We start from the raw sequence: 17,429 nt of genomic DNA, 5'->3' as shown, positions 1-17,429 counted from the left end.
CGACAGTTGGCGCTGAAGACGCGGCACAGGAGGCTTTCGTCCGCGCATTCTCTCGGTGGCAGCGAATCAGAGATTATGACTCGCCTGCGGCATGGGTACACCTAGTAACAGTCCGAATTGCGATCCGTGAGGCACGCCGTCGTCCGATTCGTGTTGCTTCTGTCGAGCGCTCGGACACAGAAGCTCCGGCTACCACCCTTCAAAGCGCTCTGCTGTCCCTCTCCCCGCGGCAACGCACCGTTGTCACCCTCTTCTACCTGGACGAGCTTCCAACCGCGGACATCGCAAGAATCATGCGTTGCGCAGAAGCAACAGTCCGCGTTCATTTGCACAGGGCGCGCCAACGACTCTCTCACTTACTGGAACTGGAGGACTCAGATGTCAGCTAGAGGCGATCTCAGGACTCTCTTCCGCGATCTCGCCACACAGCCACTGGACAGTCCCGGCATCGAGCGGATCCGCTCCACGATTCAGCGCGGTACACGAATGAGGAGACTCCGTCGCGCGGTGCGAGTGATTGCAGCCAGCATGCTCTGCGCAGGCTTTGCGTTTGCGATCAGTGTCCTGCTCGGACCGCGTCGGAACCCTCCAGCGGCCTTCTTCGCAAGTGCGAGCCCGCATTCCCGTTCGCTGTACGCCGCCTCAGGAACCGTCCTGCAGCGATCCAACGACGACCCAGTTCTCTGCGTGGGCGGTGTCCTTTCGTCCGCTCCTCCCCAGTGTGGCGGACTTGTTCTGCGTAATTGGCACTGGCAGGACGGCGACGGCAGCACGAGGCTTCATGGTACTCGGTGGGGCACGTATTACCTCGTCGGCGATTATGAAGACGGTACGTTTACCATCCGCAGTGCAAGATCTGTCTCCCGGCCCTCTGCGACAGAGACGCCTTTCGCGAAAACGGCTTGCGAGCCACCAGCGGGCGGATGGCAGGCTCCTGATGCGGGGCGAGAGACTGAATCGGACCTTCAGGCGGCCATGGCTATCGCGGGAGACTCCTCCGATATCGCGGGGCTTTGGATCTCCGACGCGAGGGCTGGTGAGTCCACTGACGATCCTAGAACCCAAGTTCTCAACGTTACTTTCACAGGATCCGTCGATGAACATAGACAAGCGCTACGACGCGTGTGGGGTGGCAATCTCTGCGTAGCCTATGCTCCAAGATCTCGCGTAACGTTGGAACGCGTGGCCGAAGATCTCAAGACGAACGGCGCATCTACCCTTGGGATTCGCATCCTTGGGGTGGCAGTGGATCCGCCTTCGGACACGGTAGAACTGGATGTGCTGATCGCTCCAGATGGACTTCAGTCCGAGCTCGACTCTCGCTACGGTCAGGGCTCTGTTGCGGTTACTCCAATGTTGCGCCCGGTTTGACCTGGCGGGACAGGTCCCTACTACACTATTGACGCATTGGTGAGGGGGCAAGGAGGGCCGTGCGAGTGGTAGAAGGACTTGGCCAATTTCTGTGCCGGCTCTCCTCTGTAGCAAAGGTCCTCTGCATTGTGTTCGGTGGGCTATTTGTGCTGCAGGGGCTTCACGACGCGGATGTGCGACAGGTCCTTGCAGGGGCGTGGGGCATGGCGCTGGGGGCGACGTTGTTCCTAAGACGCTTCAGAAGGTGCCCCGCGCAGCCTGCGTCTGAAGCCGGACGCCTGGAGGGGACAGGGACCCATCCTCGGCGCCGGTCGTAAAACCTGTTGTGGTCCCGCCGGGAGGGCGTGGTGCCGACTCCCCGGCGCCGAGCAGAGCGCGTCGTGCATGCCTGCGGGTCCAGCCCGCCAGTGGGACGAGTTCATCGAGCATCGCTCCCTTGGCGGCCATTTCCTGTGATGCAATTCGGCTTGTTGACACCATCGGGGGTCCCTGGCAGACTGGCGCGACCATGAATACCTCGGGAACAGACTGTCTCACCAGGACGCTCGTAGTTCTCGTGTAGCGCGCGCCCGGGATCCGGGTGTGCGCAAACCTCTCGCCAAGCGGGAGGTTTTTTGTTGGCGGTGATCCTCGTCGCAGGGGGAGCCGCATGGGACGGCAGGGAGCGCGAATGGCAAGGACCGCACTGCTCATCATCGACATGCAGAACGACATCGCCCATCCCGACGGGCGCATGTTCATCCGTGACGCTGCCCACCGGGCTGAGGCCATGGGGCTGGTGCTGGACGCGTTCAGGGAGGCGCGCGCGCCGGTAGTCCACGCCGTACGTTCTCATCGCAGCGACGGGTGGGACGTCGAGCGTTTTCGGATGCCGTCGTTCGAGGCCGGCCGGGGGATCTGCGTCGAGGGAACTTGGGGCCGTCAGATCTTGGATCGATTCTCTCCGGAGCCGGGCGAGCCGGTCGTCGTGAAGCGCAGGTTCAGCGCTTTCCTCGGGACGGAACTGGACATGCTGCTGCGCCGCGCGCGCGTCACGAAGGTGGCCGTATGTGGAGTATCCCTGCCGAATTCGCCGCGCGCGACGATGTTCGATGCGGTGTCCCTGGACTACGACGTGATCTGCGTCGAGGACGGGATGGCCACAGCGAACGACGAAACGCGGATCGCCAACTTGCGGGACCTGGAGGCTGTCGGCGTGCGGGTTGCGACGGCGCAGGAGTTGATCGCGGAGACCTACCGGGCGGCGGAACGAGCGGCTTCCGTCGGCCCCGGCGCATCGGACAGCGAGGAGACACGATGAAGATCACAGGGGCGCAAGCCACTATGAAGAGCCTCGAGATGGAGGGGGTCGAGGTGACCTTCGGGATTCCCGGAGGCGCGATCCTTCCATTGTTTGACCCCATGCGTGATTCGCCGATTCGCAATGTGTTGTGTCGCCATGAGCAAGGTGCGGCTCACGCGGCCGAGGGGTATGCGCACGCGACCGGAGAGGTCGGGGTCTGCATCGCTACCAGCGGTCCGGGGGCCACGAACCTTGTGACGGGGCTGGCGAACGCCTTCATGGATTCGATTCCGATGGTGGCGATCACCGGCCAGGTGGCGCGCTGGGCGGTCGGCGGTGACGCGTTCCAGGAGTGCGACGCCACCGGGATCACCATGCCGGTGACCAAGCACAACTTCCTCGTGATGGATCCTCAGGACATTCCGCGCGTCATAAACGAGGCCTTCCACATCGCCAAGACCGGCCGGCCAGGACCGGTGCTGGTGGACATCCCCAAGGACGTCCTGCAGGCGGAGATGGCCTGGTGGTATCCGGAGAAGCCGGATCTCGCCGGCTACCACCCGGTCACCAAGGGCAATCAAAAGCAGATTCGGGAGGCGGCCCGGATGCTGCTGAGCGCGTCCCGGCCGGTTCTGTACGTCGGTGGTGGAGTCGTTCGCGCGCGCGCGTCCGAACAACTGCGCAGGCTGGTTGAACTCACCGGTGCGCCGGTGGTCACCACGCTCATGGCGCGCGGCGCGCTGCCCGACGACGACCCTCGGTGCTTGGGGATGCCGGGCATGCACGGGAACTACACGGCGGTCACCGCGATGCAGCGCGCGGATCTGCTCGTCGCACTCGGCGCGCGCTTCGACGATCGAGTGACGGGCAAACTCGACGCATTCGCCCCGCACGCGAAGATCATCCATGCGGACATCGACCCCGCCGAGATCGGCAAGAATCGCTTCGTGGACGTGCCGATCGTCGGCGACGCGCGCAGCGTGATCCAGGACATCTGCGAGGCCGTCGAAGAACTGCTCGTCGAGCGCGGCGCGCCCGACTACTCGGAGTGGATTGCGATGCTCGACCAGTGGCGCGCGCGGTATCCGCTCAACTACGAGCAGGAGCCCGACGGCGTGCTCAAGCCGGAGTACGTCATCCAAAAGATCGGCGAGTTGGTCGGCACCGAGGCGATCTACGTTTCGGGCGTCGGGCAGCATCAGATGTGGGCGTCGCAGTACTTGAAGTTCAGCAGTCCGCACCGGTGGATCAACTCCGGCGGGCTCGGCACGATGGGCTACGGGATTCCCGCGGCAATGGGAGCCAAGATGGGATGTCCCGAGCGCCCGGTGTGGCTGATCGACGGCGACGGGTGTTTCCAGATGACGAGCCAGGAGTTGGCGACGATGACGACCGAGAACATCCCGGTCAAGATCGCTGTGATCAACAACGCCTCGCTCGGCATGGTGCGCCAGTGGCAGGAGCTGTTCTACGAAGAGCGCTACAGCCAGGTTGACTTGGGGGGCATGATCCCCGACCACGTGAAGCTGGCCGATGCGTACGGCGCGGTCGGCCTGCGGTGCGAGACTGCCGCGGAGGTTGAGTCGACGATCCGCAAGGCGATGGAGATCGACGACCGTACGGTGATCATCGACTTCCGAGTCGACCCGAAGGAGAAGTGCTACCCGATGGTCCCGGCGGGCGCCTCCAACGACGACATTATCCTGGGACCGGCATTCGAGAAGGAGCACGCCGACGTGCTTCACGACACTCCGGAGGGGATCGTCTGATGGCTCGCCACACGCTTTCCGTCCTCGTCGAGAACAAGCCCGGAGTGCTGGCCCGGATCTCGGGTCTATTCGCGCGGCGCGGCTTCAACATCCACTCGCTCGCCGTAGGCCCCACCGAACACGACAACGTGTCGCGGATCACGATCGTGGTCAACGTCGAGGACAAGCCGCTCGAGCAGGTGGTCAAACAGCTGAACAAGCTGATCAACGTGCTCAAGATCGTCGAACTGGATCGAGATGCGTCGGTCGAGCGGGAACTGCTGCTCGTCAAGGTCAAGGCGTCGGCTGAGACGCGCGCGCAGATCGTCGAGATCGCAGATATCTTCCGTTCCAAGATTGTGGACGTGTCGCCGCACGCGCTGACCATCGAGGCAACGGGCTCGCCGGACAAGCTGCTGGCGATGACGGATTTGCTGCACGGCTACGGAGTCAAAGAAATGGTGCGGACCGGACTGGTTGCGCTCGGACGCGGAGACAAGGCGATTACCGAGAAGCAGCTGCGAGTCGCCGAAAGGGCGGGATGAAGTCAATGGCAACGATGTGGTACGAGGCGGATGCCTCGCTTGAGCCTCTTCAAGGAAAGACCGTCAGCGTCATCGGGTACGGGTCCCAGGGACACGCCCACGCGCTGAACCTGCACGAGTCCGGCATCGACGTTTGCGTCGGCCTCTACGAAGGTTCGAAGTCCTGGGCCATTGCCGAGACGGATGGGCTGACTGTGAAGACGGTCGCCGAGGCGACCAAGGCCGGCGACCTAATCATGATTCTGCTGCCCGACACCGTGCAGAAGAAGGTCTACGTCGAGTCGATCGCTCCGAACCTAACCGACGGCAAGGCGCTCTTCTTTGCCCACGGCTTCAACATCCACTTCGGCCAGATCGCGCCGCCGGCCGGCGTGGACGTCGCGATGATCGCCCCCAAGGGACCCGGACACCTCGTCCGGCGTACCTACCAGGAGGGGATCGGCACCCCGGCGCTGCTCGCCGTCCACCAGGACGCCACCGGGCGCGCGCGCGATATCGCTCTGGCCTACGGGCGCGGGATCGGCTCGGCGCGCGCCGGGCTGATCGAGACGACCTTCAAGGAGGAGACCGAGACCGACCTGTTCGGCGAGCAGGTCGTGCTGTGCGGCGGCACTTCGGCGCTGGTCATGGCCGGGTTCGAAACCCTGGTTGAGGCCGGTTACCAGCCGGAGATCGCGTACTTCGAGTGCCTGCACGAGCTGAAGCTGATCGTCGACCTGCTCTACGAGGGCGGCTTCAAGTGGATGCGTCACTCGATCTCAGATACCGCCGAGTACGGAGACTACTCCCGCGGTCCGCGCGTCGTGAACGACGGCACGAAGGCCGAGATGCGCCGGATCCTGGACGAGATCACCTCGGGCAAGTTCGCCCAGGAGTGGATCGACGAGAACGAGGCCGGTGCGCCCAATTTCAAGCGGATGCGCATCGACCAAAACACCCACCAGATCGAGGAAGTCGGGGCCCGGTTGCGGTCGATGATGTCCTGGATCAACAAGCGGTGAGCTAGGGCGGTTGTGAAAGGAATCACAGGCGGCGAGTCCGGCGGTAGGATGAGCCCCTGATTTCGGACCGACGCTCGAAAAGGGGCAATCACGTGCGCAAACCAGAGATTCTCATGACGCCGGGACCCACGCCGGTCCCACCGGAAGTGCTGCTCGCGCAGGGCAGCCCGATCGTTTATCACCGCGGTCCCGGGTTTGGGGACGTGCTTCGCGAGGTGACCGAGGGGCTGAAGTGGGTCCTGGACACCACCAACGACGTTGTCACCTTCACCTCGTCGGGCAGCGGCGGGATGGAGAGCGCCGTCGCGAACTGCTTCTCGCCGGGCGACCGCGTGCTGGTCGTGTCGGTCGGGAACTTCGGCAAGCGGTTCAAGAAGATCTGTGAGGCCTACGGCCTAGATGTGAAGTACCTGGAGTACGACTGGGGCAAGACCGCGAAGGCAGCCGATGTCGCCGCCGCGCTTGAGCCCGACATCAAGGGCGTGCTCATCCAGCACTCCGAAACATCCACCGGGGTCGTCAACGACATCGAAGCGATCGGCGCGGTCGTCAAGGACCACCCGGCGCTGTTCATCGTAGACACGATCTCGGGAGTCGGCGGTGCGGAGTTGCACGTCGATGCCTGGGGGGTGGACGTCGCTATCGGCGGGTCGCAGAAGGCGTTGATGATGTCGCCCGGAATCGCGTTTCTGTCGATTTCTCCCGCGGCGTGGGCGGCCTACGAGAACGCGCGTTGCCCGCGTTTCTACTGGGACTGGCGCATTGTCGCCGAAGGCGCCGCCAAGGACGTGCCTGAGACGCCCTACACGCCGGCCGTGTCGTTGTACCTAGGTCTTCGTGAGGCGATTCGCATGATGCGCGAAGACGGACTCGAGGCCATTTGGGCTCGCCACTCCCAACTCTCTCGCGCAGTCAAGGCCGGTGCGCAGGCTCTGGGCCTCGAGTTGTTCGGCGAGGACCTCGATCGCAGCGTGTGCGTCACGGCGATCAAGTGCCCCGAGGGTATCGACGGGTCGGCGGTCACCAAGCTGGTGCGATCCAAGTACGGGATCATCTTCGCGCCCGGGCAGGACAAGCTGAAGGGCAAGGTCTTCCGCATCGGCCACATCGGCTATCTCACCGCGCCGGAAATCCTGCAGGCGATGGCGGTCTTGGAGCTGGCCTTGGAGGAACTGGGCTATCCGGTGACGCGCGGCGCAGCGGTAGCGGCGGCGCAGGGAGTGTTCGCGCAGTCATGAAGGTGCTCGTAGCGGAGTCGATCGCTGAGAGCGGGATCGAACGGCTGCGGGCGGAACTCGAAGTCGACGTCCGGACGGGTCTGAGCCGCGAAGAGCTGCTCGAGATCATCGGGGACTACGACGCGTTGATCGTGCGTTCGGCCACCAAGGCCGACGCCGAGCTGATCGAGCGCGGCCGGTCACTGAAGGTGATCGGCCGCGCTGGGATCGGCGTTGACAACGTTGACGTCGAGGCGGCCACACGGCAGGGGGTCTTGGTCGTCAACGCCCCGCAGTCCAACACGTTGAGCGCGGCCGAGCAGGCCATGGCGTTGCTGCTGTCGCAGGCTCGCAACATCCCTGCGGCGAACGCGTCGCTCAAGGCCGGCGGATGGGAGCGCAAGAAGTTTGAGGGCGTCGAGTTGTACGGCAAGACGCTGGCGGTACTGGGACTCGGCAAGATCGGATCCTTGGTGGCGCAGCGCGCGCTTGCCTTCGGGATGAAGATCATCGCCTACGACCCCTATGTGTCCAAGCAGCGCGCGGCGCAGATGGGCGTGGAGGTTGCGGATTCACTCGAGGATGCGTTGAGTCGCGCCGACTTCGTTACCGTGCACTTGCCCAAGACGGCGGAGACGCTCGGCCTGATCGGGGATCGCGAGCTTTCACTGATGAAGCCCGAGGCACGCATCGTCAACACGGCGCGCGGCGGAATCATCGACGAGGATGCGCTGGCGCGCGCCGTTGCCGCGGGCGTCATCGCGGGCGCCGCGATCGACGTATTTGTGAAGGAACCGCCCGGGCACTTGGCGATGTTCGACCTCGAACAAATCGTGGTGACCCCGCACCTTGGGGCCAGCACGACCGAGGCACAGGACAAGGCCGGAACTACCATCGCCGAGCAGGTTTTGCTCGCGCTGCGAGGCGACCTCGTGCAGTTCGCGGTGAACGTGGATCTCGGACGCGAGCTTTCCGAAACGGTGCGGCCGTTTGTTCCGCTCGCGGAGAAGTTGGGTCACATCTTCACAGCGATCGGCGGTGCTTCTCAGAAGGTGCAGTTCGTCTACTCGGGACCGATCGCCGAGCACGAAACGCGTGTGCTCACTCTGTCGCTGCTCAAGGGCATGCTTTCGGCCGTCGTGCAGGAACCGGTGACCTTCGTCAACGCGCCGTTGATGGCCGAAGAGCGTGGGCTCGAGTATTCCGAAACGAAGTCGGCCACCGGGCGCGACTACGTGAACCAGATCGAGATTCGCGGCGAGGGCGACGCGGCTGTGCTCGGCACGGTCGTCGGAACCAAGAACGAGCCGCGCATCACCGGGATCTACGGCTTCGAACTTGAGATGCCGCCCGGCAAGTACATGTGCGTGCTGCGCTACGACGATCGTCCCGGCGTGATCGGCGTCATCGGGACCATCCTCGGCCGCCGCGAGATCAACATTGCCGACATGCGCGTCGGACGCCGCGAACGCGGTGGCGAAGCGCTCATGGTGCTCACTGTGGACCAGCCGCTCGACCCCGAGGTTTTGGCGGAGTTGGCGCAGGGCTCGGGAGCAAAGCAAGCCAAGTCGATTGTCCTGGAGGGCAAGGAGGTCTGAGATGGGAGCTGACGGCGATACCGGCGTAGGTTCCGGACGAGTAGTTATCTTTGACACGACGTTGCGTGACGGCGAGCAGTCGCCGGGCATCAACCTCAACACCAAAGAGAAGCTCGAGATCGCCGAGCAGCTAACCCGACTCGGGGTGGACGTCATCGAGGCCGGTTTCCCGCAGACCTCGGTGGGGGACTTCGAAGCCGTGCGCGCCATCGCTGAGACCGTCAAGGGTCCGACGATCGCCGGTCTGGCGCGCACGGTCGACATGGATATCGATCGCGCGTGGGAAGCCCTGCGCCATGCGGCCAAGCCGCGCATTCATGTGTTCTTGTCGACCTCCGACATCCACCGCAAATACATGTTGAACGCGACCGAGGACGAGATCGTCGAGCAGGCCGTCGCCGGTGTGAGGCGCGCGAAGAGCTACTGCGACGACATCGAGTTCAGTCCGCAGGATGCGACTCGCACCGACCCGGAGTTCTTGTTCCGCATCATTGACGCGGTCGTCGAGGCCGGCGCAACGACCGTAAACATTCCCGACACCGTGGGCTACGCGCTGCCGCACGACTTCGGCGCCATGATCCGCGCGTGCTTCGAGAACGTGCCGCGCTTGGCGGACGCGATTGTGAGCGTTCATTGCCACAACGATCTGGGCCTCGCGGTCGCCAACTCGATAGAGGCCGTGCGCGCGGGCGCGCGCCAGGTTGAAGTCGCCGTCAACGGCATCGGCGAACGCGCAGGCAACTGTTCGCTCGAAGAAATCGTGATGGCGATGAAGACGCGTCGTGACTTGCTCGGCATGGACGTCGGGCTAAACACGCGCGAGATCGCGCGCACGTCGCGGCTGGTGTCGTTGCTCACCGGCTACGGCATCCAGCGCAACAAAGCGATCGTGGGCGAGAACGCCTTCGCGCACGAATCGGGTATCCACCAGCACGGGGTGCTACAGGACCGCCTGACCTACGAGATCATGGTCGCCGCCGACATCGGCGTCGAAGGCGGAAAGATCGTGCTCGGCAAGCACTCCGGCCGCCACGCGTTCTCCAAGACACTCGAAGAAATGGGCTTTCAGCTAGGAAAAGAAGAGCTGAACCGGGCGTTCACGCGGTTCAAGGAGTTGGTCGACCGCAAGATCCAGATCACCGACAAGGACCTCGAGGCGATCGTCGTCGACGAGATCCAGACCGTCGAGGAGGATACGTTCCGTCTGGAGTCGCTCCAGGTCGCCGGTGGGACGCACCTGGCTCCGACCGCGACCGTGCGCATCGCTCGCGACGGCGAGACCGTCACCGAGTCCGCCATGGGCGACGGTATGGTCGACGCCGTCTACGGTGCGATTCTGCGCGCGACGGGAGTGGCTGCGACGCTCGTCAGCTTCAACGTCGCGGCAATCACCGCCGGCGCGGAAGCCCTCGGGGACGTGAGCGTGCAGGTCGAGATCGACGGCCAGCGCTACACCGGTCGCGGCATTTCTACCGACATCGTCGAAGCCTCCGGGCGCGCGTTTCTCAACGCATTGAACCGAGCCGCGCGCGGCCACCACCGCGAGGCGCGCGCGGGCGAACCCACGCCGTAGAGCGAAGGCTCGATGGGCCCTGCCGGGTTCTTCCCAAGAGAGGGGAGCCCGATGGTGCCCATTCCGAAGTTGCAGACCGAGAGGCTGGCTCTTCGTCCTTTCGCGCGCGCCGATGCCTCAGATGTCCAGCGCCTCGGGATGCGCCGCGAAGGCTGTCTGCGGCAGCACGTGATGAAGTGGGAGAAGCTCGAAGACCTTGAGCTGTACGGCATCCTTCGCGCTGAGTGGGACGCCCGGGAACCCCGCGCGAGTAACTGAACGGCCGGTTCGTTTCTTGCGTCTTGCGACCTACTGTTTAAACTTGCACGCGAAGGCTTAATAGTGGAACCGGCTATTCAGGGTTGCTGAACAGGGGGAATGCCCATGGAACGGGGCGAGACAGGTACGTACACAACTACGCGCGTGGGGGGAGAGGACGTCCGGGCGTTCGTTCCCAAGCCGCTTCCTCCGTCCCCGCCGCTGATCTTCGGATCCGAGCTTCAGCGGGAACTCGAGGCGGCGGTGCTCGCCGTCGGCCGGCTCGACGGCGTCGCCGCGTTCTTGCCCGACAAGGGGCTCTTCATTTACGCATACGTGCGCAAGGAGGCGGTGCTCTCGTCGCAGATCGAGGGGACTCAGTCGTCGCTGTCCGACCTGCTCCTCTTCGAGATCGACGAGGCCCCCGGTGTACCTCTCGACGACGTTGCGGAGGTTTCAAACTACGTTGCGGCGCTCAATCACGGTCTTTCTCGCTTGCGTGAGGGATTCCCACTCTCAAGCCGGCTGATTCGAGAGATCCACGAAGTACTGCTCGCGCGAGGACGGGGCAGCAGCAAGCATCCGGGTGAGTTCCGTCGGACGCAGAACTGGATCGGGGGCACGCGTCCGGGCAATGCAGCATTCGTTCCACCGCCTCACGAAGATGTGCCCGAATGCATGGCCGCGCTTGAACGATTCCTCCACGCAGACGACGACGGGCTGTCGGTGCTTGTGAGAGCCGGTTTGGCCCATGTTCAGTTCGAGACGATCCACCCGTTTCTCGACGGAAACGGCCGCGTCGGCCGCCTGATCATTACTTTGCTCCTGTGCCACGCGGGTGCTCTTCGAGAACCGCTCCTCTACCTCAGCCTTTACCTCAAGCAGAATCGCGCCGTGTACTACGAACTGCTGGACCAAGTGCGTCTCCGTGGGGACTGGGAGGCGTGGCTGCAGTTCCTGCTAGTCGGCGTTCGGCAGACGGCGGAAGGCGCGGTCTCCACGGCCGAGCGGCTTACGGAGATGTTCCAAGTGGATCGGACACGCATTGCACCGTCAGGGCGGCGCGCAGGTTCCGCGCTGCGAGTCCATGATGCGCTGAAGTCTCGGCCGATCCTTTCCGTTGCCGAAGTCTGTCGCGCAACCGGGCTGTCGTTTCCTGCCGCTTCTTCAGCGATGGATCTCCTCTCCGAACTCAAGATCGCCCGCGAGTTGACCGGGAAGCGGAGGAACCGGTTGTTCGCATATGACCGGTACCTTGCTGTTCTAAGCGAGGGAACCGATGCGTGAGGGGGGACGGGACGCGAGAGCTGCCTGACCCGGCTGTTCCTCAGTCGCGCAATGTCCGCGGTCGGTTGAGCGCTGCGGCCGCGCGCCCGACGGTTGGATCGGTCAGGCTGAGCGGCGCCACACGCCGGGACGCGTGCAGCGTTTCGATCGCCCATACCGCCACTGAGGTCCAGCGCGCGTCGTAGCGGCTCCACCACGACACGCCTGCCCATCGATCTTCCGAGTAGATCGCGCGCGCCCACGCTTGCGTGACTTCACGGTCGCGCGTGACCACACGCGAGGGGCGCAGCGCGCGCGCGAGCAACTGCGCGGGGTCGTCGAGGTCGAGGATTCGGTCGTTGGTCAGGCGATACATCGCGAGCGCACGCACTCCGCCGCCGGGGCGGCGCAGCATCGAGTCGCTCCACGTCGCGAGGTGTCCGAAAGCTTCCGCGATGGCCCCCTCCGGCGCAGTACTCGCATACAACACGCCGTAGACGTCCGGGTTGTCCACGCGGCCGGACCCTTGCGCGTTCCTGGGGACGTGGAGGGGGTGCCCGGCTCGGCCTGCGCGCGCACCCGGGATCCAGGTGATCACGCGGTACAGCTCACGCATACGCGCCGGTTTCGTCGGCGTCGAGCGCCGCGACGACCGCGATCGATCCTCGTAAGCGCATGACGTCGATCGGACGGCCGCCGGCGTGGGGGTTGTCGCCGTCGAGCCACGCGCGCGCGGCCTCCGGCTCCCACAGCATGAGCAGCCGCGCGATCACGTAGTCGAGGTCGAGGAGCGCGCGCAGGTTCCTCTCGGACACGCGCTCGGTTCCGTCACGCCAGCGTCCCGGCTGTGACTTCGCGACGTGGAGGATCTCTGCGGTGAGGTTGTTTCCGAGAAAGGCGACGACGCGGGCGATACGGTCGCGCTCACCCAGGGCGTCGTAGGGGACCGCGACCTCGCGCACGCGCCTGCGCCCGGGCCGCCGTTCAGCCGGCGTGATCTCCATGGCTGGGAGTATACCCAACACAGTGAAGGGGGTATAGCCCCGAGGAGACCGGCCCTCATTCCGCCGGTCGAATGAGCCTTCGCGCTCAGAGTGACGTCGTCGCCACGCCTGCGCGCGCGCGCGCGCGTTCGTACGCTGTGATCTCGTCTTCGTGCTGCAGCGTCAGGCCGATCTCGTCTAGACCGTTTAGCAGGCGGTGTTTGGTCTCGGCGTCGATCTCGAACGAGGCGCTGCGACCGGCGAAGGTCACGGTCTGTGCGGCGAGATCGATGGTTGCCTCGCGTGCGCCCATGAGCGCGCGCACGTCTTCTTCCGGCAGCGCGATCGGCAACACGCCGCACTTGGTGCAGTTGGCGAAGAAGATGTCGCTGAAGGACGGAGCGACGACGGCTTGGTAGCCGAAGTCTTGGATTGCCCACACCGCGTGCTCGCGCGACGACCCGCAGCCGAAGTTGCGACCCGCTACCAGAATCGGCGCGCGCTCCAGGGTCACCTCGCCGGAGCGGACCCAGTCGTAGAAGAGGAACTCGCCGAAGCCGGTTCGCTCGATCCGCTTCAAGAACTGCTTCGGAATGATCTGGTCGGTATCGACGTCGGATCGATCGAGCACTGCGACCTTGCCGCTGATCACGGTAACCGGCTTCACTTGTTCCACCCCCGGATGTCTACGAAATGACCTTCGATAGCGGCTGCGGCGGCCATCTCCGGCGAAACCAGATGCGTGCGACCGCCGCGTCCTTGGCGCCCTTCGAAGTTGCGGTTCGAAGTCGAGGCGCAACGCTCGCCGGGGTCGAGCGTGTCGGGGTTCATTCCCAGACACATCGAGCATCCGGTGTCGCGCCAGTCGAATCCCGCATCGGTGAAGATGCGGTCCAGACCCTCGGACTCGGCCTGCTGCTTGATCAGATGCGAGCCGGGGACGACCATCGCGCTCACACCCGACGCGACACGGCGACCTTCGGCGATTCGCGCGGCCGCCCGAAGGTCTTCGATGCGCGAGTTTGTGCACGAGCCGATGAACACGCGACTGATCGCGATGTCGGTGATCGGGGTCCCGGCATCCAAGCCCATGTAGGCGAGCGCGCGCGCGGCCGCGTCGCGTTCCCCTTCGGAGTCGAAGGCCGCGGGATCGGGAATGGTTGCGGTCACGTCGGCGACCATCCCCGGCGTGGTTCCCCAAGTAACCATCGGCGCTAGGGAAGATGCGTCGATGGTGATTTCGCGATCGAAAGCCGCGCCCGGGTCTGTGGCGAGCGCGCGCCAGCGCACCACCGCCTCGTCCCACGCGTCGCCGGACGGCGCAGCAGCCCGCTCCCGCACGTATTCAAACGTTGTGTCGTCGGGAGCGATCATCCCTGCGCGCCCGCCGGCTTCGATGGTCATGTTGCACACCGTCATCCGTGCTTCCATCGACATCTGCTCGATGGTCTCGCCGGCGAACTCCACGACGTATCCGGTGCATCCGGCTGTTCCGACGCGGCCGATTGTTGCCAGGATCAGATCCTTGGCGGTAACGCCGGCGGCAAGCGCGCCCGTGTAGGTGATGCGCATGGTCTTCGGGCGACGTTGCGGCAGTGTCTGTGTTGCCAGCACGTGTTCGACCTCGGATGTGCCGATGCCGAAAGCGAGCGATCCGAAGGCGCCGTGCGTCGCCGTGTGGCTGTCCCCGCACACGATCGTCATGCCCGGTTGCGTGACGCCGAGTTCGGGACCGATCACGTGAACGATGCCCTGGCGACCTGAGCCGAGTGAGAACAGCGGGACCCCGAACTCGACGCAGTTGCGCTCGAGTGCCTCCACCTGCGCGCGCGACAGGTCGTCGGCGATCAGACGTGCGGCATGTGTTCCGTCGGTCGGGACGTTGTGGTCGGCGGTCGCAAGCGTCCGGTCGGTTCGCCGGACTTCGCGGCCCGCAAGACGCAAACCGTCGAAAGCCTGCGGTGAGGTCACCTCGTGAACGAGGTGCAGGTCGATGTAGATCAGGTCTTGGCGCACCTCGTGCGCTTCCCAGATCTTCTCGAACATGGTTTTCGGCATGTCTGCTCCTAGGTCGTGCGGAGTTCGGTGGTGACGACCGCGACGAATACGGTCTCTATCTCGCCGGGGTTTTCAAAGTGGTGGGGGAGGTCCGCATCGAAGGTCACTGCGTCGCCCTCGGACAACTCGTAGCGATCCTTGTCGAAGATCAACGTGAGGCTGCCGGTGCGTACGACGGCGGTCTCGCGACTGCCGGGTTCGTGCATCGGAGGATCTCCGGCGTCGCCGGTGCGCCCACCGGCACGCAAGGTATGCAGCGATACGGCTGCGCGCTGGCCGGGAAGGGAGGGTGAGAGCATCTCGATCTTGTGTCCGTTGCGTCGAACGGCTTGGCGATCCGCGCGACGCACGACCACGACGTGGTGCTCTTCGTCCAGACGCAGCAGTTGCGACAAAGACAGCCCGAGTCCGGCGGCGATCTTCGCAGCGACGGCGAGTGTGGGTGAGGTTTCGCGACGTTCCACTTGCGAGAGCATCGGCGCGCTCACGCCGCTTCGCTGCGCGAGATCCCGCAGGGAGAGCCCCCGCGCCTCGCGCAGCGTGCGGATCCGGGCTCCCGACTGTGCGGCGGGATCCGGCAGGTTCTTCGGGCGCGCGACCGCAGCCATGGGCGTATGTTATCACGAACGGTTGTATGCTCCAGCAGGCCGGGTACAATTCCTGCCCATGACAGATATTGAGGGATTGAGCGACGCCGGGCGTGTCGATCTTCTGGAGCAAGCCTTCTCTTCCGTCGAGGAGGTGTGCGCGCACCTGGAGCCGGGCGATTGGGATCTGCAGAGCGATTGCCCTGGGTGGACGGTGAAGGACAACCTCTCACACCTCACGAGTTACGAAGCGATCATGACCGGCACCGAGCCGGCTTCTCCCGTGGACCTCTCGAACGTCTCCCGCATCACCAGCGAGTTCCAGGAGCTGAACGAGCGAGAGGTCGTCGCGCGCCGGAGCATTGCGGGTCCCGACGTACTGGCGGAGTTTCGCGACGCTACCGCGAAGCGGCTTGCAGACTTGCGCGCGCTCGATGAGGCGGCTTGGGATGGTGAAGTAGAGGCGCCGCCGGGTCGCCTGAACCAGCGGCTGTACTTGGCGATGCGGATCCTGGACGTCTTCTACCACGAGCAGGACATCCGCCGGGCGACCGGACGCCCCGGACACCTGGACGGCGCCGTCGCGAACTTCGTGTTCGAGCGGCTGGCGACGAAGTCGCTGCCGGTGGTCGTGTCTCGGAGGGGGCAGGCTCCCGATGGGTCGGTCGTCGTGTTTGAAGTCCCGGCCCCCGGCCGCACGATCGCGATTCAGACGTCGGATTCAAGGGGAACGCTGCTGTCGAGCGGCGTGCCCGCCGACTCGGTCTTGCGTTTTCGCATGAGCGTGGAGGGGTTCTTCTGTGTGCTGGGCGGTCGCTGGACGCCGGTGCAGGCGCGCGCACACGGAGGCCTGGAGATTCACGGCGACGAGGTGCTCGCTCGCCGCATCCTCGAGCACATAGTGGTGGTGCCATGACGTACAAGATCGGAATCATCCCCGGCGACGGCATCGGTCCTGAAGTAGTCGCGCAAGGACTCAAAGCCCTTGACGCGAGCGGCATCACTACCGAGCGCGTCTCCTTCGATCTCGGGGCCGAGAAATACCTGCGCACGGGCGAGGTGTTGTCCGACGCAACGCTGGAAGAGATGCGCGTGCTCGACGCGGTTCTACTTGGCGCTGTGGGCGATCCTCGCGTGCCGCCGGGAGTGCTCGAGCGGGATCTGCTGCTGAAGTTGCGTTTCGACTTGGATCTCTACGTGAACCTGCGTCCGGTGAAACTTCCAGAGGGCGTCGCCACCCCGCTCGCCGGAAAGGGCCCCGCCGACATCGACTTTGTGGTCATTCGCGAGAACTCCGAGGGGCTCTACGCGGGGGCCGGGGGCGTTCAGGCGCGAGGGACTTCGCGCGAGGTTGCGACGCAGGAGTCGATCAACACGCGCACCGGCGTGGATCGAGTCTTGGAGTACGCATTCGATCTCGCCGAGCGGCGCGCGCGCAAGAAGCTCACCCTCGTGCACAAGACGAACGTACTCGTGCATGCCGGCGGTCTGTGGGCGCGCGCCTTCGCCGAGATGGGCGACGCGAACTACCCCGACGTTGAGCGCGAGTACGTTCACGTGGACGCAGCCTGCCTGTACATGGTGACCCAGCCGGAGCGCTTCGATGTGATGGTGACCGAGAACATGTTCGGCGATATCGTCACCGACCTTGGAGCGGCAATCGCCGGCGGGATGGGACTCGCGGCAAGCGGGAACCTGAACCCGGCGCGGCGCACGCCGAGCATATTCGAGCCGGTGCACGGCTCGGCGCCGGACATCGCCGGGAAGGGCTGCGCCAATCCGGTGGCCTGTATTCTGTCGGTTGCGATGATGCTGGAGTTCCTCGGCGAGGAGTCGGCGGCGGCGCGTGTCGAGCGAGCGGCGCTTGGGGTGCTTGGGAAGTTGCGCGCAACTGCCGGACCGGACATGGGGATGACGACGGACGAAATCGGCGACGCCGTCGCCGAGGCGATCTGAAAGGAAC

17 protein-coding genes are annotated in these 17,429 nt (G+C 64.7%); 12 read left to right on the top strand and 5 right to left on the bottom strand.

The genetic code is table 11. The annotated features are described in order from the left end of the window. The first annotated feature begins 1,182 nt into the window (after positions 1-1,182). The 10 genes from WDA27_04140 to WDA27_04095 all read left to right on the top strand — a co-directional run bounded on the left by WDA27_04140 (position 1,183) and on the right by WDA27_04095 (position 11,859). Positions 1,183-1,371 carry a hypothetical protein gene (locus WDA27_04140; protein ID MFA5890132.1) on the top strand — a complete coding sequence of 63 codons (189 nt, stop codon included), beginning with the start codon at positions 1,183-1,185 and terminating at the stop codon, positions 1,369-1,371. Between the two features lie 670 nt (positions 1,372-2,041). After that, positions 2,042-2,671, top strand: a complete 630-nt coding sequence (locus WDA27_04135) for an isochorismatase family cysteine hydrolase (GenBank protein ID MFA5890131.1) — start codon at positions 2,042-2,044, stop codon at positions 2,669-2,671. Further along, positions 2,668-4,422 carry an acetolactate synthase large subunit gene (locus tag WDA27_04130; protein MFA5890130.1) on the top strand — a complete coding sequence of 585 codons (1,755 nt, stop codon included), beginning with the start codon at positions 2,668-2,670 and terminating at the stop codon, positions 4,420-4,422. Before WDA27_04135 ends, WDA27_04130 begins: the two co-directional genes overlap by 4 nt. Next, a complete protein-coding gene (gene ilvN / locus WDA27_04125; GenBank protein MFA5890129.1) occupies positions 4,422-4,946 on the top strand; it encodes an acetolactate synthase small subunit in 525 nt (174 codons plus the stop codon). Before WDA27_04130 ends, ilvN begins: the two co-directional genes overlap by 1 nt. A 5-nt stretch (positions 4,947-4,951) precedes the next feature. Further along, positions 4,952-5,947, top strand: a complete 996-nt coding sequence (gene ilvC / locus WDA27_04120; protein MFA5890128.1) for a ketol-acid reductoisomerase — start codon at positions 4,952-4,954, stop codon at positions 5,945-5,947. Between the two features lie 92 nt (positions 5,948-6,039). After that, a complete protein-coding gene (locus WDA27_04115) occupies positions 6,040-7,185 on the top strand; it encodes an alanine--glyoxylate aminotransferase family protein (protein ID MFA5890127.1) in 1,146 nt (381 codons plus the stop codon). Further along, positions 7,182-8,762, top strand: coding sequence for a phosphoglycerate dehydrogenase (serA, locus tag WDA27_04110; protein MFA5890126.1), 1,581 nt, complete (start codon positions 7,182-7,184; stop codon positions 8,760-8,762). The genes WDA27_04115 and serA overlap by 4 nt, the downstream gene beginning before the upstream one ends. A gap of 1 nt (position 8,763) precedes the next feature. After that, entirely contained in the window at positions 8,764-10,335 is a 1,572-nt protein-coding gene (locus WDA27_04105) for a 2-isopropylmalate synthase (GenBank protein MFA5890125.1), read from the top strand. 51 nt (positions 10,336-10,386) lie between these two features. After that, on the top strand, positions 10,387-10,593 hold the full coding sequence (locus WDA27_04100) for a GNAT family protein (protein MFA5890124.1): 207 nt from the start codon (positions 10,387-10,389) through the stop codon (positions 10,591-10,593). Positions 10,594-10,698: 105 nt separating this feature from the next. Further along, positions 10,699-11,859, top strand: coding sequence for a Fic family protein (locus WDA27_04095; GenBank protein MFA5890123.1), 1,161 nt, complete (start codon positions 10,699-10,701; stop codon positions 11,857-11,859). A gap of 40 nt (positions 11,860-11,899) precedes the next feature. On the opposite strand, the gene WDA27_04090 is transcribed toward WDA27_04095, so the two are convergent. The 5 genes from WDA27_04090 to WDA27_04070 all read right to left on the bottom strand — a co-directional run bounded on the left by WDA27_04090 (position 11,900) and on the right by WDA27_04070 (position 15,487). Further along, positions 11,900-12,454 (bottom strand): RES domain-containing protein, encoded by a 555-nt coding sequence (locus WDA27_04090; GenBank protein ID MFA5890122.1) that lies wholly within the window; start codon positions 12,452-12,454, stop codon positions 11,900-11,902. Further along, on the bottom strand, positions 12,447-12,842 hold the full coding sequence (locus tag WDA27_04085) for a hypothetical protein (GenBank protein ID MFA5890121.1): 396 nt from the start codon (positions 12,840-12,842) through the stop codon (positions 12,447-12,449). The genes WDA27_04090 and WDA27_04085 overlap by 8 nt, the downstream gene beginning before the upstream one ends. A gap of 85 nt (positions 12,843-12,927) precedes the next feature. Further along, the gene (gene leuD / locus WDA27_04080; GenBank protein MFA5890120.1) at positions 12,928-13,488 is read right to left on the bottom strand and encodes a 3-isopropylmalate dehydratase small subunit; all 561 of its coding nucleotides are present in this window, start codon (positions 13,486-13,488) and stop codon (positions 12,928-12,930) included. Then, positions 13,485-14,879 (bottom strand): 3-isopropylmalate dehydratase large subunit, encoded by a 1,395-nt coding sequence (gene leuC / locus WDA27_04075; GenBank protein MFA5890119.1) that lies wholly within the window; start codon positions 14,877-14,879, stop codon positions 13,485-13,487. Before leuC ends, leuD begins: the two co-directional genes overlap by 4 nt. Before the next feature lie 8 nt (positions 14,880-14,887). Next, a complete protein-coding gene (locus tag WDA27_04070; protein MFA5890118.1) occupies positions 14,888-15,487 on the bottom strand; it encodes an XRE family transcriptional regulator in 600 nt (199 codons plus the stop codon). Positions 15,488-15,545: 58 nt separating this feature from the next. On the opposite strand from WDA27_04070, the gene WDA27_04065 reads away from it, so the two are divergent. Both WDA27_04065 and WDA27_04060 read left to right on the top strand, forming a co-directional pair. Then, a complete protein-coding gene (locus WDA27_04065) occupies positions 15,546-16,382 on the top strand; it encodes a maleylpyruvate isomerase family mycothiol-dependent enzyme (GenBank protein ID MFA5890117.1) in 837 nt (278 codons plus the stop codon). Beyond that, on the top strand, positions 16,379-17,422 hold the full coding sequence (locus WDA27_04060; protein MFA5890116.1) for a 3-isopropylmalate dehydrogenase: 1,044 nt from the start codon (positions 16,379-16,381) through the stop codon (positions 17,420-17,422). Before WDA27_04065 ends, WDA27_04060 begins: the two co-directional genes overlap by 4 nt. The last annotated feature ends 7 nt before the right edge of the window (positions 17,423-17,429 follow it).

This window comes from Actinomycetota bacterium, assembly GCA_041658565.1.
Classification (GTDB): Bacteria; Actinomycetota; AC-67; order AC-67; family AC-67; genus JBAZZY01.
The sequence above is the reverse complement of the archived record's forward strand: the minus strand, read 5'-3'. Positions and strand labels throughout refer to the sequence as shown.